Origin of the sequence: Xanthomonas sp. D-99 (assembly GCF_017746145.1) — a bacterium.
Taxonomy (GTDB): domain Bacteria; phylum Pseudomonadota; class Gammaproteobacteria; order Xanthomonadales; family Xanthomonadaceae; genus Xanthomonas; species Xanthomonas cissicola.
Map to the genome: position 1 here is coordinate 69,602 of NZ_JAGHWU010000022.1, position 19,656 is coordinate 89,257.

General features: G+C 64.5%; 19 protein-coding genes. 11 read left to right on the top strand and 8 right to left on the bottom strand.

What is annotated here, in order from left to right; translation table 11 throughout:
• Positions 1–60: 60 nt before the first annotated feature.
• Complete coding sequence (gene xth, locus J7360_RS10340) at positions 61–1,053, top strand: exodeoxyribonuclease III (RefSeq protein ID WP_057659456.1); 993 nt, start codon at positions 61–63, stop codon at positions 1,051–1,053.
• A 36-nt stretch (positions 1,054–1,089) separates the two neighbouring features.
• On the opposite strand, the gene J7360_RS10345 is transcribed toward xth, so the two are convergent.
• A complete protein-coding gene (locus tag J7360_RS10345) occupies positions 1,090–1,365 on the bottom strand; it encodes a PQ-loop domain-containing transporter (protein ID WP_209033800.1) in 276 nt (91 codons plus the stop codon).
• Positions 1,366–1,544: 179 nt separating this feature from the next.
• On the opposite strand from J7360_RS10345, the gene J7360_RS10350 reads away from it, so the two are divergent.
• The 4 genes from J7360_RS10350 to J7360_RS10365 all read left to right on the top strand — a co-directional run bounded on the left by J7360_RS10350 (position 1,545) and on the right by J7360_RS10365 (position 5,070).
• Positions 1,545–2,819 carry a molybdopterin molybdotransferase MoeA gene (locus tag J7360_RS10350; protein ID WP_139792651.1) on the top strand — a complete coding sequence of 425 codons (1,275 nt, stop codon included), beginning with the start codon at positions 1,545–1,547 and terminating at the stop codon, positions 2,817–2,819.
• Positions 2,820–2,856: 37 nt separating this feature from the next.
• Positions 2,857–3,426: a molybdenum cofactor guanylyltransferase gene (locus J7360_RS10355; RefSeq protein ID WP_057659461.1), complete on the top strand. Its 570-nt coding sequence runs from the start codon at positions 2,857–2,859 to the stop codon at positions 3,424–3,426.
• Positions 3,410–3,772: a hypothetical protein gene (locus J7360_RS10360; RefSeq protein WP_057659462.1), complete on the top strand. Its 363-nt coding sequence runs from the start codon at positions 3,410–3,412 to the stop codon at positions 3,770–3,772. The genes J7360_RS10355 and J7360_RS10360 overlap by 17 nt, the downstream gene beginning before the upstream one ends.
• 230 nt (positions 3,773–4,002) lie before the next feature.
• Positions 4,003–5,070 (top strand): AraC family transcriptional regulator, encoded by a 1,068-nt coding sequence (locus J7360_RS10365; RefSeq protein ID WP_057659464.1) that lies wholly within the window; start codon positions 4,003–4,005, stop codon positions 5,068–5,070.
• A 111-nt stretch (positions 5,071–5,181) separates the two neighbouring features.
• Here the strand turns inward: J7360_RS10365 and J7360_RS10370 are convergent, their stop codons facing one another.
• From J7360_RS10370 to J7360_RS10385, 4 genes are all read right to left on the bottom strand, one after another.
• On the bottom strand, positions 5,182–6,108 hold the full coding sequence (locus J7360_RS10370) for an SDR family oxidoreductase (protein WP_057659466.1): 927 nt from the start codon (positions 6,106–6,108) through the stop codon (positions 5,182–5,184).
• On the bottom strand, positions 6,101–7,534 hold the full coding sequence (locus J7360_RS10375; protein ID WP_209033802.1) for an NAD(P)-binding domain-containing protein: 1,434 nt from the start codon (positions 7,532–7,534) through the stop codon (positions 6,101–6,103). The genes J7360_RS10370 and J7360_RS10375 overlap by 8 nt, the downstream gene beginning before the upstream one ends.
• A 489-nt stretch (positions 7,535–8,023) precedes the next feature.
• Positions 8,024–8,848 carry an alpha/beta hydrolase gene (locus tag J7360_RS10380; RefSeq protein WP_007964368.1) on the bottom strand — a complete coding sequence of 275 codons (825 nt, stop codon included), beginning with the start codon at positions 8,846–8,848 and terminating at the stop codon, positions 8,024–8,026.
• A 693-nt stretch (positions 8,849–9,541) separates the two neighbouring features.
• Positions 9,542–10,876, bottom strand: a complete 1,335-nt coding sequence (locus J7360_RS10385) for an Nramp family divalent metal transporter (RefSeq protein ID WP_007964370.1) — start codon at positions 10,874–10,876, stop codon at positions 9,542–9,544.
• A gap of 142 nt (positions 10,877–11,018) precedes the next feature.
• Between J7360_RS10385 and mntR the strand changes: the two genes are divergently transcribed.
• From mntR to orn, 3 genes are all read left to right on the top strand, one after another.
• The gene (gene mntR, locus J7360_RS10390; RefSeq protein WP_022559153.1) at positions 11,019–11,486 is read left to right on the top strand and encodes a manganese-binding transcriptional regulator MntR; all 468 of its coding nucleotides are present in this window, start codon (positions 11,019–11,021) and stop codon (positions 11,484–11,486) included.
• Complete coding sequence (gene tadA / locus J7360_RS10395; RefSeq protein WP_209033804.1) at positions 11,483–11,998, top strand: tRNA adenosine(34) deaminase TadA; 516 nt, start codon at positions 11,483–11,485, stop codon at positions 11,996–11,998. Before mntR ends, tadA begins: the two co-directional genes overlap by 4 nt.
• A 72-nt stretch (positions 11,999–12,070) precedes the next feature.
• Complete coding sequence (gene orn, locus J7360_RS10400; protein WP_007971273.1) at positions 12,071–12,655, top strand: oligoribonuclease; 585 nt, start codon at positions 12,071–12,073, stop codon at positions 12,653–12,655.
• 218 nt (positions 12,656–12,873) lie between these two features.
• Here orn and J7360_RS10405 read toward each other — a convergent pair whose 3' ends face one another.
• A complete protein-coding gene (locus tag J7360_RS10405) occupies positions 12,874–13,866 on the bottom strand; it encodes a mechanosensitive ion channel family protein (protein WP_057659473.1) in 993 nt (330 codons plus the stop codon).
• On the bottom strand, positions 13,866–16,244 hold the full coding sequence (gene ppsA, locus J7360_RS10410) for a phosphoenolpyruvate synthase (protein ID WP_209033806.1): 2,379 nt from the start codon (positions 16,242–16,244) through the stop codon (positions 13,866–13,868). The genes J7360_RS10405 and ppsA overlap by 1 nt, the downstream gene beginning before the upstream one ends.
• Positions 16,245–16,386: 142 nt before the next feature.
• On the opposite strand from ppsA, the gene J7360_RS10415 reads away from it, so the two are divergent.
• From J7360_RS10415 to J7360_RS10425, 3 genes are all read left to right on the top strand, one after another.
• The gene (locus J7360_RS10415; RefSeq protein ID WP_003482830.1) at positions 16,387–17,208 is read left to right on the top strand and encodes a pyruvate, water dikinase regulatory protein; all 822 of its coding nucleotides are present in this window, start codon (positions 16,387–16,389) and stop codon (positions 17,206–17,208) included.
• Between the two features lie 188 nt (positions 17,209–17,396).
• Positions 17,397–17,906, top strand: a complete 510-nt coding sequence (locus J7360_RS10420) for a DUF1249 domain-containing protein (protein WP_007964391.1) — start codon at positions 17,397–17,399, stop codon at positions 17,904–17,906.
• Between the two features lie 69 nt (positions 17,907–17,975).
• Complete coding sequence (locus J7360_RS10425) at positions 17,976–18,464, top strand: 8-oxo-dGTP diphosphatase (protein WP_057659476.1); 489 nt, start codon at positions 17,976–17,978, stop codon at positions 18,462–18,464.
• A gap of 359 nt (positions 18,465–18,823) precedes the next feature.
• Here J7360_RS10425 and J7360_RS10430 read toward each other — a convergent pair whose 3' ends face one another.
• Entirely contained in the window at positions 18,824–19,582 is a 759-nt protein-coding gene (locus tag J7360_RS10430; RefSeq protein WP_057659478.1) for a 3-hydroxybutyrate dehydrogenase, read from the bottom strand.
• Positions 19,583–19,656: the final 74 nt, after the last annotated feature.

The following is a 19,656-nucleotide window of genomic DNA, read 5'->3' on the forward strand; positions in this document are numbered from 1 at the left end:
ATCGGCTTCATCAGGCGGCGGTCATGCTGTTGCACCACGGAAGCGGCCACTTGCATGCCCATGTCAGGCACCTCACGTAAGATCGCGACGTTCAACGTCAATGGTATTGCCAGCCGTCTGCCGCACCTGCTGGAATGGTTGCAACGCGAGCAGCCGGACATCGTGGGCCTGCAGGAATTGAAGTCGACGCAGTCTGCGTTTCCTGAGCAGGCGATCCGCGATGCCGGGTACGGTGTGATTTGGCACGGCGAAAAGTCCTGGAATGGTGTGGCACTGCTTGCGCGGGGTACCGAGCCAGTGGAAATTCGTCGCGGGTTGCCCTGGGATCCGCGCGACACGCAGAGCCGCTATCTGGAGGCGGCGATTCATGGCGTGGTGGTGGCCTGCCTGTACTTGCCCAACGGCAACCCGCAGCCCGGGCCGAAGTTCGACTACAAGCTTGCATGGTTCGAGCGCCTGATCCGGCACGCGAAAACGCTGGTGGACCTGCCGCATCCCGTGGCGCTGATCGGCGACTTCAACGTGGTGCCCACCGATGCGGATATCTACGACCCCAAGGGCTGGCGCAAGGATGCCCTGCTGCAGCCGGAAAGCCGTGAGGCCTACCAGACCCTGCTAGCGCAGGGTTGGACCGATAGCTTGCCGGCAATTCACGGCCAGACGCCGATCTATACGTTCTGGGATTACTTCCGTCAGCATTTTGCGCGCGACCGTGGGTTGCGCATCGATCATCTGCTGCTCAATCGCACGCTGGGGCCCGGCTTGCAAGATGCCGGCGTCGACAAGTGGGTACGTGCACTGGAAACGGCCAGCGATCATGCACCGACCTGGATCAGCGTGCGCGTGCCGGATGCGCCCGCTGAAGCGGCGCCGGATACCACGCCTGTGGCGAAGGTGCGCAAGCCGGGCGCAGTGAAAAAGGCGGCTGTGTCCAAGGCGGCCGCGAAGAAGACGTCGAGTGTCACTGCAAAAAAAGCGGTGAAGAAGATCGCCGCAAAGAGGACCACAGCCGGATCGGCGACACCACGCAAGTCGGCGAAAAAGAACAGCTGATCAGCTCACCGGCCGGCCGGAGTCGACGCAGCCTATCTACGCTGCGCGTTCCAACTTGCGGCGCTTGACCCGCTGCAATGCGTAGCCAGTCAGGGCCGTCAGCAGGATCAGCACATTGCTGACGATAAACACCGCGTTGCCAACCAGATAGCTGTAGAGGATGAACAACACCGAGGCGCTGATCTGGCCGAGGAACAACCAGCGCGAGACGCCCTGCGCGGCATCGGAGCGCCATTGTTTGTAGATCTGCCGGATCAAGGTGGCGATCAGGATGATGCTGGCGAGCCAGCCCACGAAGTCGACGAATTGCATGCGTGCAGTTGCTGAAGGAAGGCCTGCAACCTTGCAGCGCACACTGTCTGCATACCGTTCGAGCAGCTTCAAGCGTAGTGCTCAGGGATGCCCAACACATGGCGGATAGACATACGCCGCCGCAACGGCCACGCCTGTACCTGCTGCGCCAGGGGCCGGTATCCTAGCCGGGTCATCCATTGGTCGGCACTGTCCTGCACATGATCAGCTATGCCGAAGCACTCGCGCTGGTCCACGCGCACGTCGCAACCCTCGCCAGCGAGTGGGTGGCAAGCGCCGACGCCGAGGGCCGCGTGCTCGCCGACGCCTTGTCGAGCCAGGCAGAGTTGCCGCCCTTCGACAACAGCGCAATGGATGGGTTTGCACTGGCGACCGCGGGGGTGGGTGCGTTGGCAGACAGCGAGTACGTGGTGAGCGGCACCGTTGCGGCAGGGCAGGACGCCGGTGCGGCCGCGATCGGTGCGGCCTGGGAAATCATGACCGGCGCCGGCGTGCCGCCGGGTGCCGATGCGGTGGTGCCGATCGAGCAAGTGCAGATCCTCGAACACGACGGCGAGCGCCCCTGCCGCATCCGCCTGCGCCAGCCGGTGCGTGCGGGCCAGCACATCCGCCGTCGCGGCGAAGACGTGCGCTTGCACGATCGCGTGATCGATGCCGGCACCGTGCTGCGCGGTGCGCACCTGATGCTGCTCGCCGCCCTGGGCTGCGCGCATGTGCAGGTGGTGCGGCAGCCGCGCGTGGCCTTGATGGCCACTGGACGCGAGTTGATCGGCGACCCCGCACACCCCCTGCTGCCGGGCCAGATCCGCGATGGCACCAGCAGCTATCTGTTGGCTCAGTTGCATGCCGCCGGTGCCGAGGTCGTGTGGCGCGGGCAGGTGGGCGACGACGATGTTGCGTTCGATGCGGCACTGGCACAGGCCCGCCATGCCGGTGCCGATCTCATCCTGAGTACCGGCGCGGTTTCGCGTGGTCGTTACGATTTCATCCCGGATGCGTTGGCACGTCATGCTGCCGACGTGCTGTTTCATAAGGTTGCGGTGCGACCGGGCAAACCGATACTGCTTGCACGCTTTGGTGATGGCGCGCTGTATGTGGGCTTGCCCGGCAACCCGATGGCCAGTGCGGCCGGGCTGCGATTTTTCGTCGAGCCCGCATTGCGCGGTCTGTTGGGCATGCCGGTTGAGCATGGCTTGCGCGTCGCATTAGAAGCGCCGATGCAGGCCCGGCCGATCTGGCGGCAGCATCTGCGGGCACGCCTGCTGTGCAGCGCGGCCGGGCAGTTGTCGGTGCAGATCCTGCCGCAGCAGGAGTCCTTTCGCGTGGCACCGTTGCTGCAGGCCAACGTCTGGGCAGTGCTGGAGCCGCAGGAGGAAGGAGCAGCAGCGAGCACGCATGCCGAGGTGTTCGGCTTGGGCCATCTGCAACCGGCCGCGCCGGCCATCGCGCCATGAACCTGCCGGTGCGTGCCATCCATCCTGGGGCTGTTGCATGACGCTGCAGCAGCCGTGGACGGGCGTGGTGCTGGCCGGTGGACGTTCCTCACGCATGGGGCAGGACAAGGCGTTGCTGCCCTGGCATAGGCGTCCGTTGCTGGAACAGATGCAGGCGCTGCTGCGACAGGCCGGTGCGCAACACGTGGTGGTCAGCGGCAACCGGCCCGAATACGCCGGCATTGCCGATGTCCAGCCCGAGCTCGGCCCGCTCGGAGGGCTGGCAAGCGTGATCGCAGGCGTGGCCGATGCGACCACGCTGGTGGTGGTGCCGGTGGATATGCCGCTGTTGTCGGCTGCGTTGCTGGCCAAGCTGCTGAGGCCTACGCAGTTCCGCTGTGTGGCCTTCGAGGACCAGATGCTGCCGATGTGCCTGCGCCTGGATGCCAGCGTGCGCGAGGCGTTGACGGTGTTGATGGCAGGCGCTGCATCGTCACGCTCGCTGCGCGCCTTGCAGCATTCACTGCAGTGCCATCGCGTGACTGTCACCGCCAGCGAACGCGCTGAGTTCGTCAATTGCAATACGCCCGAGCAATGGAGCCGGCTGATCCATGAAAATCCAGATTGAAGGCCAACATCTGCGGTTTCGTATCGACGAGGACGAGCTGGCCAGCCTGCTGGCCGGCCGCAGCGTCGACAATCTCAGTCGCTTGCCCAGCGGGCAGGGCGCACGGCTGGTCCGTCATAGCGTCAGCCTCACCGGTGGCCATGCGGCCTGCAATTGCGCCACCGATCATTGGCAGTTGGCGATCCCGCGCGATGCGCTGGAGGAATATGCACGGCAGTTACCGCGCCGCGATGGTCTTAAGTTCAGTTTCGATGCGGGCGCCGGGCACGCCGAGGCGATGGCCTTGCAAGTCACCTTCGACGTGGATGTGCGCGATAGCGCGCGCAAGCGCCTGCCGCGCGACTGAGTCCGCTGTCGATGGCGGTGCGCGTTCAGAGCAGGCTCGCGCGGCACTGGGTGCGCTAAGCTGCTGCCGAGCGGTCGAGCCCGCATTGCCGCGAGGAGATGGCGCATGCAGGACGTTCAAACCCGGCCGGCCTCTGCATCCGCCAGGCGCGTGTCTGGTGCCGATCTTGCCGGCAGCACTGCGCCGCGCGGCCGCGTTGGCTGTCGTCACGCGTTGGCAGGTGGCTGAGCATGCCGCGTGCAGTGGATTCGGCGATACGCAGGCAGGCGTCCTTGGCCAGCCGCCAGGCAGATCAGGCGCCGGCCAATGATCGCCGCATCGCCAATATCGTTCCCAACACGGTGCGCTCGCTGCTGGGCCTGGTCGAAGATCGCGGGCATCCGCCGGGGCGGCTGTGCAAGGGGCTGGGATTCACCGACCGCGACCTGCTGCTGTCCTACCAGCAGGTACGTGCGCTGATCCTGCGCGCGCGCCGGCTGCTGGACGAGCCGGCGATGGGCTTGGCGGCCGGCATGCGGCAACGGCCGGTGTCCTGGGGCCTGACCGGGCTGGCCATGCTCACCTGCGAAACCTTCGGCGAAGCGATCGGCTATGGGCTGAGCCATCAGCACGAAGCCGGGGCGATGATGCAGCACGTATTTGCGCAACAGGGGCGCGAAGCGTCCATCGAACTGGTGCCGCATGTGTTCGATCTGGAGATCGAGCCCTATCTCATCGAGGAAGCCTTTGCCGGCGCCCTCAATGTCAGTCGCTGCATGCTGGGTCCGGACATCCGACCGCGCGCGGTGGAACTGGCCTTCGCGCGATCGGCCCCGCTGGAGATCTACACGCGCTTTTTCCGCTGCCCGGTGCGTTTTGCTGCCGGCAGGAACCGGATGACGCTCGATGCCAAGTGGTTGGCCGCGCGGCTGCCGGGCTACGACCGCACCACCTGCGGGCTGTTGCGGCAACAATTGGAGACGCTGATCCAGCGGCCGCCGTCGCGCAATGAATTGGTCGAATCGATCGCATTGCGGCTGCGCAGCGATGCCGAGCGTGCGCCGCGGCAGCCGGAGCTTGCGCGCCAGGCCAATTGCAGCGAGCGCACGCTGCGGCGCCGGCTCGGCGCGCAGCAGGTCGGCTACCGGGCGCTGCGCGATGCCGCCCGCTACGAACGCGCGCAGGATCTGCTGCGCAATTCGCAGATGACCGTGGCCGAGGTGGCGCATGCGGTGGGATACGCCGATGCACGGGCGTTTCGGCGCGCCTTTCAACGCTGGGCTGGTCAAGCGCCCGGACAGGCGCGCGGGTCGCGATGAGCTGATCAAGGCGGGCGGGGAGTCGGGACGACATGCGTGCTGGCGTCCTATGGGAGCTTCGGAATCCGCCAGCAGTGCTCCGCCACATGCCGGCAACGGAAGTGGTGACAATCAGATGCGTCGCGCGTTCGCTTGCACCGGAATGGGCGGGTCTGCGCATTGATCAGGCGGCACCACTTCCCAGCCATCCTGGCATGGGCGAATCAGGCCGCGTTGCTGCAGCGATGCAAGATAGGTGCGATGCCCGCGCTCGGCGCTGCGCGCGAACAGCGGCAGGGCGCGCGTCAGCAGGTTGGGCAGCAACATGGCCAGCCGCACCGTCCACGACTCGCTGGGGCGCACGAAGCGCTCCAGGCACGGCGCATCCAGGCAGCGCAGCACCTGCAGTGCGACTTCGTCAGGCTGTTGCGGCCGATCCATGAACTGTAGCTTGTTGCCGCCGTGGAGGGCCTCGCGCATCAGCATCGGGGTGTCGGTGGCCGACGGGTTGACGATGGAGACGCGAATGCCCAGGCGTACGCCATCCGGTCCCAGGCAGAGCATGGCACCGCGCAGACCGAACTTGCTGGCCGAATAGACCGTCGACTCGGGCAACGGGAACATGCCGCCCAGCGAGACGATGTTCACCACGCGCCCGTCGCCAGCGCGCTGCAGTAGCGGCAGTAACCGGTGCGTCAGCAACAACGGCGCCAGCAGGTTCAACTCCAGTTCGCCGCGGATCGACTCGGGCGTGCGCTTTTCGAACGGCGTGGTGCCGACGATGCCGGCGTTGTTCACCAGTATCTGCAATTGCCCCCAGTCCGTGTCGAGTCGCTCTGCGAGCCGGTCGCGCGAAGCGGAGTCGGTCAGGTCGGCGACCTGCGCGCATGCCAATGGACCCAGCGCCTGCACCGCACGTGCCAGTGCATCGGCATCGATATCCACCAACAGGCAACGTACGCCGCGCTGTATCAGGCGCGCGGCGATCGCGCGTCCCAGTCCGCCGGCGCCGCCGGTGATCACCGCATGCCAGCCGCGCAGATCCTGCGGCCTAGCCATGGGCAACCTCGCTATCGGCCAGCCGTGCGGTGGAGGTAGTGCGCATGCGTGGATCGCCACTGGCGTCGAGCTTGAGCGCGTCGTACATGTGTTCGCCCAGCTCGCCCCAGCCCAGTTGTCTGCGCAGCTGCTGCAGATAGCGTTTGAATGCATGCGCCTCGATGTAGACGGCGTGGCGCTGCGATGCCACGAAACGGATGCCGCCGGACAGGTCCGGCGTATCGTTTTCGATCAACGCATCGAATCGGCGTGCGCTGGCCGGATCGCGGCGTTGCGCGGTCAGGTAGGACGCGATCATGTGGGCCTGGGTGTCGAACAGCTTGTACGCGCTGGAATTGGTTTCCAGGTAGCCGATCCCGAACAGGTTGCGATGCGTGCGGTTGAACATCGACAGGTACATCTGCGGGCGTCCGCCGTTCCAGAGGAAATACGCGCTGGCGTACGGGCAGCTCCAGCGGTAGCCAGTGGCGCAGAGCAGCAGTTCGATCTGCTCGCGGCTGCCGTCCTTGAACACCACGTGCCTGCCGTCCAGTCGCTCGATATCGGGTTTGACAGCGATGTTGCCGTGCTGCAGATGGTGCAGCAGCTGGGCGTTGAGCAACGGGTGACTCTCGAACAAACGGTGGTCCGGCTTGGGCAACCCCAGCTTGGTCAGATCGCCGTTGACCAGGCGCAGCAGCGCCGAGAAGATCGGGCGCGCCAGCCATAACGGCAGGTGCGGGCCGGTCTCGGCGATCTGGTCGACCGGAATCCCCATCAAGTGCTTGGGAATGAAGTGATAGCCACGGCGCACGCTGAGAAAGGCGCGCTGCGCATGCATGGCCGCCTCGCAGGCGATGTCCGCGCCGGAGTTGCCGGCGCCCAGCACCAGCACGCGCTTGCCGCGGAATTCGTCGCCATGCCGGAAACTCACCGAGTGGCGGATGTCGCCATCGAAGTGGCCTGGCAATTGCGGCATGCTGGGGTCCCAGTTGACGCCCGATGCGCAGATGACCGCGGCGTAGATGCGCTGCGAGCCATCGGCCAACGCCACCTGCCAGCGCCCGTCCGCCTGTTTGTCGATGCGCAGGACGGCGGTGTCGAACTGGATCTTCTCGCGCAGACCAAACGTCTGGGCGAAGCTGCGCAGGTAGGCCAGGATCTGTCGATGCGACGGGTAGTCGGGGTAATGGCGCGGCATGGGATGGCCGATGAAGGCCGATAGATCGCGCGAGGAAATGAAGTGGGTGGAGTCGTAGATCGGCGAGCCGGGGTTGCTGACGTCCCATATCCCGCCAAGGTCGCCGTGGCGTTCGAACTGGTCGTAGTCCAGCCCCTGCGCCTTCAGCGCACGCGCCGCGCTGAGCCCAACCGGGCCAGCACCGATGATGCAGACCGCATCGCTGCGGTCGAGCTGGAATGGTTGGGACGGAGAAGGCGTACGCATGGTCGTGGCGATGTCCGAGCCGAGATGACGTGCTCGACTGTAGGCGGATGAGCGCCCGGCGCTGGGGACTTTTTCGGCCAGGCAGAGGGCGAAACCGGCCACGCTGGGCAACTGTTGCCCGCGTTCCCGTACGCAGTGACGTGGTGCCGATGACAAGCGCTGGCGGCTAGCAGTCGAGCGCCATTGCGCAGCGGCGGGCCGCCATTTCCCGCAGACGCGTTGCGCGGCGCTCCGGCGACCGGCGTCGCGAACGCACGTGTCGGCAGCAGGACACGGCGCGCCGAGCGTTGCCTGCGAGCGATGCGCAGTCGCGTCCAAGCGCGTCGAAACCGGATCTATCACTGGCAAGGTGCCGGTATGAGCGCACCGTCGATGCGGGCTGACAACAACCTGTCTGAGTGCGTGAGCTGTTCTTGCACAATCCCTGACGCCAGATCAAAAAAGGCCGGCTCTCTCGAGCCGGCCTTTCGCTGATCCATTCAACCTCGATCAGGCGTTTGCGAACGCCAACAGATCCTTGTTGAACTGGTCCGCATGGGTAACGGTCAGGCCATGCGGCGCGCCGGCATAGATCTTCAATTCTGCATTCTTGATGATCTTGGCCGACATCTTGCCGGACGCATCGATCGGCACGATCTGATCGTCGTCGCCGTGTACCACCAGCGCCGGCACATCGATCTTCTTCAGGTCGGGCGTGTAATCGACTTCGGAAAATTCCCTGATGCAGTCGTACTGGCCCTTGTGCCCACCCAACATGCCCTGCAGCCAGAACGCATCGCGCATGCCTTGGGTGACCTTGTTGCCATCGCGGTTGGCGCCGAAGAACGGCGTGGTCAGGTCCTGGTAAAACTGCGACCGATCCTTGGCCACGCCGTCGCGAATGCCGTCGAACACGCTCATCGGCAGGCCGCCCGGGTTGGTCGGGCTCTTGACCATCTGCGGCGGCACGGCGCCCACCAGCACCACCTTGGCCACGCGCTTGCTTCCATGGCGGCCGACGTAATGCGCCACTTCGCCACCGCCGGTGGAATGGCCCACCAGGATTGCGTCTTTCAGATCCAGCGCCTCGATCACCGCAGCCAGATCGTCGGCGTAGGTATCCATATCGTTGCCGTCCCAGGTCTGCGACGAACGGCCGTGGCTGCGGCGGTCATGCGCAATCACGCGATAGCCGTGCTGGCCCATGAACAGCATCTGCGCATCCCAGGCATCGGCGCTAAGCGGCCAGCCGTGCGAAAACACGACCGGTTGGCCCTTGCCCCAGTCCTTGTAGAAAATAGTGGCGCCGTCGGGACGTTTGACGAAATTGGACATCTGCTTGACTCCGTGAGTGGACGAGTGGGGCGGCGAGGTGGATGGCATGCGCGTGGCCGCGGCAGCGCTGGCGAGATGTGGCAGCGATAACGCTGCCACGGCTGCCGTGCCGGAAATGAGAAAGTGGCGGCGCCCGGCATCGGCCGGATGCGCCTCGAACGGATCCATAAGAACTCCTGCAGGCGAGGGCATGCAGCCCGGCGGTCGCATGCGCGCGTTGGCGCGTCATGTCAGGCATGCCCAAGCAGCGCAAGGCCACTGCAGGCAACGGACAGACCGGTGCATGCGCCAAGTAGAGCGCGTGATGCTTGAGGCAGATTGCACGCGCGTGCGCAGTGCACCCACGAGTACAGAATGTGATCGATTCGCGCGATGCGCAGCCGTCATGGAAGAATCGTAAGCATGCGCACAGCGCTTGCAGCTGCTTCGAGCAAGTCTGGCGCGGTACTTCGCTCTTCAATCACGTCGCCGAACCTGTCTGGTGCGGCGAGGGCACCGCACCCCGACGCCGTCGACTCCGCTGAGAGACCTTGCCCACCCATCATTGCAGGACACGTTTTGGAATCTCTCAAGCATCACCAGCAGCGATGGTGCGCGTTGAAGGGAAGAAAGCGCGACACCGTCTTCCAGTTGTCCGGGCGATAGGAAACACTTGATCGAACGCTGGCGCAATACCCGCACCGATGCCGCATCTCAATGCAGCGCGGTATCCCACAGCAGCTTCAGATTGAGGCATACGATCACCGCAGCGATCACCCACGCGATGCGTATCAGCCACGCTGGCGCTACCAGCGCGCCCATCAACTGCCGGTCGGACACGAAGCGCACCAGCGGAATCACCGCAAACGGCAGCTGCATCGACAACACCACCTGGCTGAGTACCAACAACCGTGCGGTACCGGCTTCGCCATACAGCCAGGTCACGATGACCACCGGCACGATGGCGATGCCGCGGGTGAGCAAGCGCCGTATCCATGGCGGCAGGCGTAATTGCAGGAAGCCTTCCATCACGATCTGCCCGGCCAGCGTTGCGGTCACGGTGGAGTTGATGCCCGAGGCGAGCAGCGCCACCGCAAACAGCGTCGAGGCCAGGCCGACGCCAAGCATCGGCGCCAGCAACGCATGCGCCTGTTCGATCTCCTGCACGTCGGTGCGGCCCTGCGCATGGAACACCGCCGCGGCCAGGATCAGGATCGAGGCGTTGATGAACAGCGCGAACATCAACGCCACCGTGCTGTCTGTGACCGCCCAACGCAGCGCGGATTTCCGGCCGACATCGGTCCGTGGATATGCGCGCGTCTGCACGATCGACGAGTGCAGATACAGGTTATGCGGCATCACCGTCGCACCGATGATGCCGATCGCCAGATACAACGCCTGCGGGTCGGTGACCACCTGGGCACGCGGAATGAAACCGCCCAGTACCGCCGCGATCGGTGGCGCGGCCAACGCGATCTGGATGCCGAAACACACGAAGATGATCAGCAGCAGCGCGATCACGAAGGCTTCCAGCGCGCGGAAACCGCGGTTCATCAGCAGCAGCACCAGCACCACATCCACCGCGGTGATGATCGCGCCCATGGTGAGCGGAATCCCGAACAACAGCTTCAACGCAATCGCGGTACCGATTACCTCGGCCAGATCGCAGGCGATGATGGCCAGCTCGCAAATGCCCCACAGGGCCAGATTGACGCCACGCGGATAACGCACGCGACAGGCCTGCGCCAGGTCCAGCCCGGTGGCGATACCCAGCCGCGCCGACAGGCCTTGCAGCACGATCGCCATCAGGTTCGACAACAGGATCACCGACAGCAGCAGGTAGCCGAACTGCGAGCCGCCGGCCAGATCGGTGGCCCAGTTGCCCGGGTCCATATAGCCCACCGACACCATGTAGCCAGGTCCCAGGAAGGCCAGCAGACGGAACCACCAATGGCCGCCGTTGGGCACGGAGACGCTGGCTTGGTGGTCGCCCAGACCGCCGATGGCGGTGGCTGACGATGGTGCTGAGGCGGCGGTGTCGGCGGGCATGCAGCTTGGTCGAAACGGGTCTAGCGAATGATATAGCAGTTGCTATGCTATTGAGCATTGGCAATTTCAATCGTATTGATCTGCTGCGTGCTTCAAACTATGCGCTCCGGCATCGATGCCGGCGACGATGACGAGGAAGAGGGTGGGCAAGAGCGAAAAGGTGGAAGCGGCCGCGCCGGTCCTGATCGATGCGCAGGTGCACATGGAGAGCTTCCGTCAGGTACGCGAAGCGCGCCGCGCCGAGCTGGTCGAGGACTACGTGGAGCTGATCTCCGATCTACTGGTGGATGGCGGCGAGGCACGTCAGGTCGATATCGCGGCGCGCCTGGGCGTCGCGCAGCCCACCGTGGCCAAGATGCTCAAGCGGCTGGTGCGCGACGGTTGGGTCGTGCAGCGGCCCTACCGCGGGGTGTTCCTGACCCCGGCCGGCGAGGCGCTGGCCGCATCCAGCCGGCAGCGCCACCAGATTGTGGAGCGCTTCCTGCTTGCGCTCGGCATCGATGAAGCCACCGCGCGTCGCGACGCGGAGGGCATCGAACACCATGTCAGCGAAGCCACGGTTGCCGCGTTCGCCGCGTTCCTGGACCGCCAGGGCGGTTCGGCCCCGTGAGCATGCCCACCGCTACGCCGACCGATACGCCGCACGCGGCGATCGATATGCACTGGATGCAGCACGCCTTGCAATTGGCCGAGCGTGCCGAGCGCGACTATGACGAGATCCCGGTGGGCGCGGTGCTGGTCGATGCGCAAGGCAACGTGCTTGGCGAAGGCTGGAACTTCAATATCGCCAGCCACGATCCCAGCGCGCATGCCGAAATCGTGGCGATGCGCGAAGCCGGGCGCAGGCTGGCCAATCACCGCCTGATCGGCTGCACGCTCTACGTCACCCTGGAGCCGTGCGCGATGTGCGCGATGGCGATGATTCATGCGCGGATCGCGCGCGTGGTGTTCGCCGCCTGCGATCCCAAGACCGGCGCCTGCGGCAGCGTCTTCGACCTGCTGGCCGACCCGCGCCACAATCATCGCGTGCAGGTCAGCGGCGGCGTGCTCGCGGCCGAGGCGAGCCTGCGGCTGACCAATTACTTCAGGGCCAAACGCGGCAAGCCGCCACTTGCGCCCTGAGCGACGCGGCCGCGGTATGATGCGCGCCCTTTCCAGCACCCGGCCGGCGACGGCCCCCCACAGGACGGCGACATGGCAGAGAACCTTGCAGGCAACGACCGACTGATCTGGATCGATCTGGAAATGACCGGCCTGGATACCGATCGCGATTCCATCATCGAGATCGCCACCATCGTGACCGATGCGCAGTTGAACGTGCTTGCCGAGGGGCCGGAACTGGCCATTGCGCATCCGCTGGAAACCCTGGAAGCGATGGACGAATGGAACCGCAATCAGCATCGCCGCTCGGGTCTGTGGCAGCGCGTGCTCGACAGTCAGGTGACCCACGCGCAGGCCGAAGCGCAGACGGTGGCATTCCTGGGCGAGTGGATCCGCGCCGGCGCCTCGCCTATGTGCGGCAACTCGATCTGCCAGGATCGCCGCTTCCTGCACCGGCAGATGTCGCGCCTGGAGCGCTATTTCCATTACCGCAACCTGGACGTGTCGACCATCAAGGAGCTTGCGCGACGTTGGGCGCCGACGGTGGCCAACGGGTTTGCCAAGAGTTCTGCGCATACCGCCCTGAGCGATGTGCGCGATTCAATCGACGAGTTGCGCCACTATCGTCAGTTCATGGGGGCGCTTGGTGGCGATACCCAGGCCGACGTGCCGGCCTGAGCGCTGGCCATGGCGTGGTTGCATGCTGTTGGCGTCTCACTGGTGTCCAACGCCAACGGCACGCACGCGTGCGGCAGCTAATTTCCAAGCCGACTGCGCGGGTTGGAAGCCACACGGTGGCAACGCATCCAATAAATGCATCCAACACGAAAAGCATCAACAAAAAGGCCGCATCGTTCGACGCGGCTTTTTGCTTTTCCATCACGCCATCGCGTGCATCAACGCGCCAATGAAGGCCCCTTGCTCAGGTCGCCATCGTCGGCGATGCCTTTCAGCAACAGGTCAGAGATCGGCTTGCCATCGGCATCGTGGTGATACACGTGCAGGTCGCGCTGCGGGTAGGGGATGTTGAGTCCGTTTTCCAGCAACTGGTTGCGGATCTGCTCCAGCGTGGTGCTCTTGGCGGCGCCGAAGTTGCCGTTGGTCGCATACGCGAACAACATCAGGTCGACCGTACTCTCGCCCAGGTTGGTCACCTGCACGAATGGTGCAGGCGATTCCAGGATGTTCGGGTTGTCCTGGGCGATCTGCAGCAACAGCTGCTGCGCTTTCTTCAGATCGTCTTCATAGCCCACGCCGACCGTCACTTCCAGGCGGCGGTTGGGCAAGGTGCTGTAGTTGACGATGGGGGCAGTGGTAATCGTGCTGTTTGGCAGGGTGATCATGCGTTCGTCGAACGAACGGATCCTGGTCTGGAAGATCCGGATCTCGTCGACGATGCCTTCCTGGCCGGCAATCAATACGTGATCACCATCGCGCATCGGCCGCAGCACGATGAGCATCACGCCAGCAGCGATGTTGGACAGCGAATCCTTCAGCGCAAGACCGACCGCCAGGCCCGCTGCGCCGAGCACTGCGATCAGCGAGGTCGGTGGCACACCGATCTGACTCAACGCGCTGACGAAAACCAACACCAGCAACAACGCGTACATCACGTTGCGCAGGAAGTTGGTGAGCGTGATCTCGACGCGTGCGCGGGTAAGCGCACGGTGCAACCATTGACTGAGTTGCCGCGCCAGCCACATGCCGACCACGACGATCAGCAGTGCCATCCCCCAATTGACCGCGTACTGCGCCCACGGGATGGCGGCCCAATTGAAGGCCGGCTCGCTGGTCGCGGCCGGCTTCGCGGCTGCCGCTCCTGCTGCCGCAACCGGTTTTGCAGCAGCTGCCCCTGCAGCTGCCGCCCACATTGCACCCATCGGTCCCATCAGCCCTCGCTCTTGAGCTTGGCCAGACGCAGCCAGGTGTCGACCACGGTGTCAGGATTCAATGAAACCGATTCGATGCCTTCCTGCATCAGCCATTCGGCCAGTTCCGGGTGGTCGGACGGCCCCTGGCCGCAGATACCCACGTACTTGCCCTTGGCGCGCGCCGACTTGATCGCCATCGACAGCAGCTTCTTCACCGCCGGATTCCGCTCGTCGAACAGGTGCGCGACGATCGACGAATCGCGATCCAGGCCCAGGGTGAGCTGGGTCAGGTCGTTGGAGCCGATCGAGAAGCCGTCGAAGATCTCCAGGAACTCATCGGCCAGCAGCGCGTTGGACGGCAGCTCGCACATCATGATGATCTTTAGCCCGTTCTCTCCTTGCTTGAGCCCGTTCTGCTCCAGCACTTCGATCACCTTGCGACCTTCTTCCAGCGTGCGCACGAACGGGATCATCACCCAGAGGTTGTCCAGGCCCATCTCGTTACGCACCTTGAGCACCGCCTTGCATTCCAGCGCGAACGCCTTGGTGAAGGAGGGGTCGACGTAACGGCTGGCGCCGCGGAAGCCGATCATCGGGTTTTCTTCATGCGGCTCGTAACGCGAACCGCCGATCAGGTTGGCGTATTCGTTGGACTTGAAGTCCGACAGACGCACGATCACCGTATTCGGCGCAACCGACGCGGTCAGCGTAGCGATGCCTTCGGCCAGGCGATTGACATAGAAGCTCACCGGATCGCCATAACCGGCAATCTTGGCGTCGATCTTCTTGCGAACGTCGGCGTCCTGCTTGTCGTATTCCAGCAGCGCGTTCGGGTGGATGCCGATGTGCGCAGCGATGATCATCTCAAGACGCGCAAGACCAATGCCGGCATTGGGCAACTGGCCGAAGTCGAAGGCCCGCTCCGGGTTGGCCACGTTCATCATGATCTTGAGCGGGGCAGGCGGCATGTTGCCCAGATCGGTGGTGGTGCGCTCGAACGGCAGCAGGCCCTCGTAGATGAAGCCGGTGTCGCCTTCGGCGCAACTGACCGTCACTTCCTGGCCGTCGCTGAGCACGTCGGTGGCATTGCCCGAGCCCACCACCGCCGGCACGCCGAGTTCACGCGCGATGATCGCTGCATGGCAGGTGCGGCCGCCGCGGTTGGTGACGATGGCAGAGGCGCGCTTCATCACCGGCTCCCAATCGGGGTCGGTCATGTCCGCAATCAACACATCGCCAGCCTGGACGCGATTCATGTCGTCCAGCGAGCGCACCACACGTGCCACGCCGCTACCGATCTTGGCACCGACGGCGCGGCCTTCGGCCAGGATCTTGGCGTCCTTGGCTTCCAGCGCAAACCGTTCGATCTGGGTCGCGTGGCTGCGCGACTTCACCGTCTCAGGACGCGCCTGCACGATGAACAACTTGCCGCTGACCCCGTCCTTGGCCCACTCGATGTCCATCGGGCGGCCGTAATGCTTTTCGATCACCAATGCCTGCTTGGAAAGTTCCTGCACGTCCTCGTCGCTGATCGAGAAGGTGCTGCGCAGTTCCACCGGCGTGTCTTCGGTGCGCACCCGCTCGCTGGGCACGTCCGAATAGACCATGCGGATGGCCTTGCTGCCGAGCGAGCGGCGCAGGATCGCCGGCTTGCCTGCAGTGAGCGTGGGCTTGTAGACATAGAACTCGTCCGGGTTAACCGCGCCCTGCACGACCATTTCGCCCAGGCCGAAGCTCGATGTGACGAACACCACATCGCGGAAACCGGATTCGGTGTCCAGCGTGAACAACACGCCGGCCGCACCCACGCCCGAGCGCACCATCAACTGCACGCCGGCCGACAGGAACACGTCTTCGTGCTTGAAGCCGTGATGCACGCGATAGGCGATCGCACGATCGTTGTAGAGGCTGGCGAACACTTCCTTGACCTTGTGCACCACATCGTCGGCGCCGGTCACATTGAGGAAGGTCTCCTGCTGGCCTGCGAACGAGGCGTCCGGCAGGTCCTCGGCGGTTGCCGAGGAGCGCACGGCCACGGCAACCTGGCCGCCGCCGTTTTCGGCGCACAACTGGGCGTAGGCGCTGCGGATGTCGCGGTCCAGTTCGGGCTGCAGCGGGGCATCGATCACCCAGCCGCGGATTTCCTTGCCGGCCAGCTTGAGTGCGTTGACGTCTTCGACATCCAGCGTTGCCAGCTTGTCGAAGATGCGCTTGGACAGATCGTTGTGTGCGATGAAGTCCTTGAAAGCTTCCGCGGTGGTCGCATATCCACCGGGAACCGAGACGCCCAACCCGGCCAGGTTGCCGATCATCTCGCCAAGTGAGGAATTTTTACCGCCTACGCGGGCCAGGTCGGCCAGGCGTAGCTCATGCAACCACAGGATATTCTCGTTCAAGCGCGATGCTCCGTAAGGCCATCGCCCGAGCGGGCTGAATGGCCGCGACCGTAGGAAGAAGCCGCTATGATGCAGTGCACAGCGGAACCTGCACAAGCATGAATCCGTAAGTTTTGGACACCAGTTCAAAGAGGTGGTCTTGATGTCAACAATTCGGCCGGTGTTTTACGTCTCCGATGGAACCGGTATCACCGCTGAAACGATTGGGCATAGCCTGCTCACGCAGTTCAGCGGTTTCAACTTCGTCACCGACCGCATGTCGTTCATCGATGATGCAGATAAAGCGCGCGATGCGGCCATGCGTGTGCGCGCCGCAGGCGAGCGGTACCAGGTGCGCCCGGTCGTGGTCAATTCGTGCGTCGATCCACAATTGAGCATGATCCTGGCCGAAAGTGGCGCGCTGATGCTGGATGTGTTCGCACCCTTCATCGAGCCGCTGGAGCGCGAGCTCAATGCGCCGCGTCATTCGCGCGTGGGCCGCGCGCACGGCATGGTCGACTTCGAAACCTATCACCGCCGCATCAACGCGATGAACTTCGCGCTGAGTCATGACGATGGCATTGCGCTCAATTACGACGAGGCCGATGTGATCCTGGTGGCGGTGTCGCGCGCGGGCAAGACACCGACCTGTATCTATCTGGCCTTGCATTACGGCATTCGCGCCGCCAACTATCCGCTCACCGATGAAGATCTGGAAAACGAGCAGTTGCCTCCGCGGTTGCGTAATTACCGCAGCAAGTTGTTCGGTTTGACCATTGATCCTGAGCGGTTGCAGCAAATTCGTCAGGAGAGGCGCGCCAATTCGCGCTACAGCGCGGCAGAGACCTGCCGGCGTGAAGTGGCGATCGCCGAGCGCATGTTCCAGATGGAGCGCATTCCCTCGCTCAGCACCACCAACACCTCGATCGAAGAAATCTCCAGCAAGGTGTTGTCCACTCTGGGCTTGCAGCGCGAGATGTTTTGATCGGGGATCAGGCTTGGCAGCCGCCACGAGGCTCTTGCGAACGTGCGCACCGGATGGAGCGCTACCGGTGCCGTTGCGGCGGCGGCTAGGGGAGTAAAGCGGGCGGGGCAGTGCTCCACCAAGGTAGGCCTGTCGTTGGGCCCCCGTCAATGCTGCCCGTGCGGCGGCGCAGCGTGTAGGATCGGTCCATGGCGCAAGCACTGAGCAAACTCGAACGCATTCCCAAACTGAGCCGCTTCGGCTGGCTGATGGGCTTGTATGCAGAAAACTTCCAACATCTGACCCGGTTATTTGCCCCGGCCGATCTGGCGCCGGGCTCGTACGTGTCCTCGATCGGCGATGGCCTGAACCTGCGGCTGGACGTGATCGAATGCCACCGCTACACGGTGGAACTGCGCCTGACCTACGACCTGTGCGACCCGGTCACCGGCGAGCCGGACCCGTCGGCGTATGTGCGGCTGTACCGCGATGCGCGCCAGGCCGAGACCACGCATTGCTATGTCGGTCGGCGCTGGCAGGACGTGATGGGCATGTTCCCGCCGCCGGCCGAGCTGATCAGCCACCGCATGCGCATGAATACGTTTCTGGGCAAGTGGCTGGAGTATTTGGCCGAACGCGGACACGGCGTTGCGACCCTGCGCCTGGATACCGATCGCGTGGCACCGCCGCGCCCGAACCCGCAGGCCGCCGTCGGCTGAGCCGGCGTTGCCGCCGCGTGCGCATGTCGCTTCAGTCATACTGATGCGCTTCGTGTCAGATCCCATGCCATGCCCTATACCCCGATTGTCGCCACGCTCGGCTACCTGTTGTCGCCGGACGGCACCCAGGTGCTGATGATCCATCGCAATGCCCGCCCCGGCGACCAGCATCTGGGCAAATACAACGGCCTGGGCGGCAAGATGGAGCCGGACGAAGACGTGCTGGCTTGCATGCGCCGCGAGATACGCGAGGAAGCCGGCGTCGACTGCGGCCAGATGCAGTTGCGCGGCACCATCAGCTGGCCGGGCTTCGGCAAGCAGGGCGAAGACTGGCTGGGCTTCGTGTTCCTGATCCACAGCTTCGAGGGCACACCGCACATCTCCAATCCGGAGGGGACGCTGGAGTGGATCGCGATCGAGCGGATGGATCAGGTGCCGATGTGGGAAGGCGACCGCAATTTCCTGCCGCTGGTATTTGATGGCGATCCGCGCCCGTTCCACGGCGTCATGCCCTATCGCGACGGGCGCATGCAGTCGTGGACGTATTCGCGGATCTGATCGCTGCGCGTGCACAGCGTGGGGCGCGTGCCGCCGGCACTGCGCCGGCAGAGATCTAGCCGGGCCCGACTGCTGTAGATCGACGTCCTCGGCGCGGGAGATAGGTCAGCGGACCAGCGCTGCACATCCGATCGGCGAGCCGTGCCGGCTGGCAGCGCAGCATTCAGTCCAGCCAGGCTCAACCGTTCGGCGTTGCAGATCGAGCGTCGGGGAGTCTCTCGGTTTTCCGCAGAACGGCAGGCCTCGCCCACTTCTCCACACCCCCTGTGGATGGACGCTGCGCAAGTCTGTGGACAAGTGCGCGGACCCCCTGCGCCATCTGGCACGCGCGATGGCTGATCAAAATTTCGCCAGTGTGATCATTGGGCCGTCCAGCCGCCATCGATGGCGATGGCCTGCCCGGTGATGTTGCGCGCGGCATGCGACATCAGAAACGCCACGGTGCCGGCCAGCTCGTCGTAGTCGATGAAGGCGCCCTTGGGCATCGGCTTGAGCATCACATCGCGCACCACCTCGTCCTCGGTGATGCCGCGGATGCGCGCCTGATCGGCAATCTGCCGTTCCACCAGCGGCGTACGCACATAGCTGGGGCAGAGCGTGTTGACGGTGATGTCGCAATCGGCGGTTTCCAGCGCGATGACTTTGGTCAGGCCGACCAGGCCATGCTTGGCGGCCACATACGCACTTTTGTATGGGCTGGCCACCAGCGAGTGGATGCTGCCGATATTGACGATGCGGCCATAGCCGGCCGTACGCATGCCGGGCAGCACGGCGCGACTGAGGCGTGCGGCGCCGGTGAGCATCACATCCACCAGCAGCGCCCACTGCTGCATCGGGAACTCCTCGAGTGCGGCCACATGCTGCAGGCCGGCGTTGTTCACCAGTACCTGCGGGGCGCGCGATGCATTGGCCAGTGCCCGCGCAATGCTGTCTGCATCGGTCACGTCCAACGCCAGCGCCTCCGCCGAGCCGCCTGCCTGGCGCAATGCATCCGCCGTGCGCTCGGCGGCCGCTAGCTGCACATCGCTGACGAGCAGATGATGGCCGTCGGCCGCCAGTTGGGTGGCGATACCGGCGCCAATGCCGCTGCCCGCGCCGGTGATCAGGATGCTGCGCATCGGATGTCCTCGTGAAGTCGTGCGCGGCCGGGAGCGGTCACGCGGATCGCCAGCCTAGCCGAGTGCAGCGAAAC

Excerpts from the sequence above, each read along its gene's own strand:
- J7360_RS10415 (WP_003482830.1), top strand. The coding sequence starts at position 16,387 with ATGTCAACAATTCGGCCGGTGTTTTACGTCTCCGATGGAACCGGTATC.
- J7360_RS10370 (WP_057659466.1), bottom strand. The coding sequence starts at position 6,108 with ATGGCTAGGCCGCAGGATCTGCGCGGCTGGCATGCGGTGATCACCGGC.
- J7360_RS10360 (WP_057659462.1), top strand. The coding sequence starts at position 3,410 with ATGAAAATCCAGATTGAAGGCCAACATCTGCGGTTTCGTATCGACGAG.
- J7360_RS10355 (WP_057659461.1), top strand. The coding sequence starts at position 2,857 with ATGACGCTGCAGCAGCCGTGGACGGGCGTGGTGCTGGCCGGTGGACGT.
- J7360_RS10420 (WP_007964391.1), top strand. The coding sequence starts at position 17,397 with ATGGCGCAAGCACTGAGCAAACTCGAACGCATTCCCAAACTGAGCCGC.
- J7360_RS10345 (WP_209033800.1), bottom strand. The coding sequence starts at position 1,365 with ATGCAATTCGTCGACTTCGTGGGCTGGCTCGCCAGCATCATCCTGATC.
- orn (WP_007971273.1), top strand. The coding sequence starts at position 12,071 with ATGGCAGAGAACCTTGCAGGCAACGACCGACTGATCTGGATCGATCTG.
- J7360_RS10430 (WP_057659478.1), bottom strand. The coding sequence starts at position 19,582 with ATGCGCAGCATCCTGATCACCGGCGCGGGCAGCGGCATTGGCGCCGGT.
- J7360_RS10425 (WP_057659476.1), top strand. The coding sequence starts at position 17,976 with ATGCCCTATACCCCGATTGTCGCCACGCTCGGCTACCTGTTGTCGCCG.
- J7360_RS10380 (WP_007964368.1), bottom strand. The coding sequence starts at position 8,848 with ATGTCCAATTTCGTCAAACGTCCCGACGGCGCCACTATTTTCTACAAG.
- J7360_RS10405 (WP_057659473.1), bottom strand. The coding sequence starts at position 13,866 with ATGGGACCGATGGGTGCAATGTGGGCGGCAGCTGCAGGGGCAGCTGCT.
- J7360_RS10375 (WP_209033802.1), bottom strand. The coding sequence starts at position 7,534 with ATGCGTACGCCTTCTCCGTCCCAACCATTCCAGCTCGACCGCAGCGAT.
- xth (WP_057659456.1), top strand. The coding sequence starts at position 61 with ATGTCAGGCACCTCACGTAAGATCGCGACGTTCAACGTCAATGGTATT.
- J7360_RS10365 (WP_057659464.1), top strand. The coding sequence starts at position 4,003 with ATGCCGCGTGCAGTGGATTCGGCGATACGCAGGCAGGCGTCCTTGGCC.
- J7360_RS10385 (WP_007964370.1), bottom strand. The coding sequence starts at position 10,876 with ATGCCCGCCGACACCGCCGCCTCAGCACCATCGTCAGCCACCGCCATC.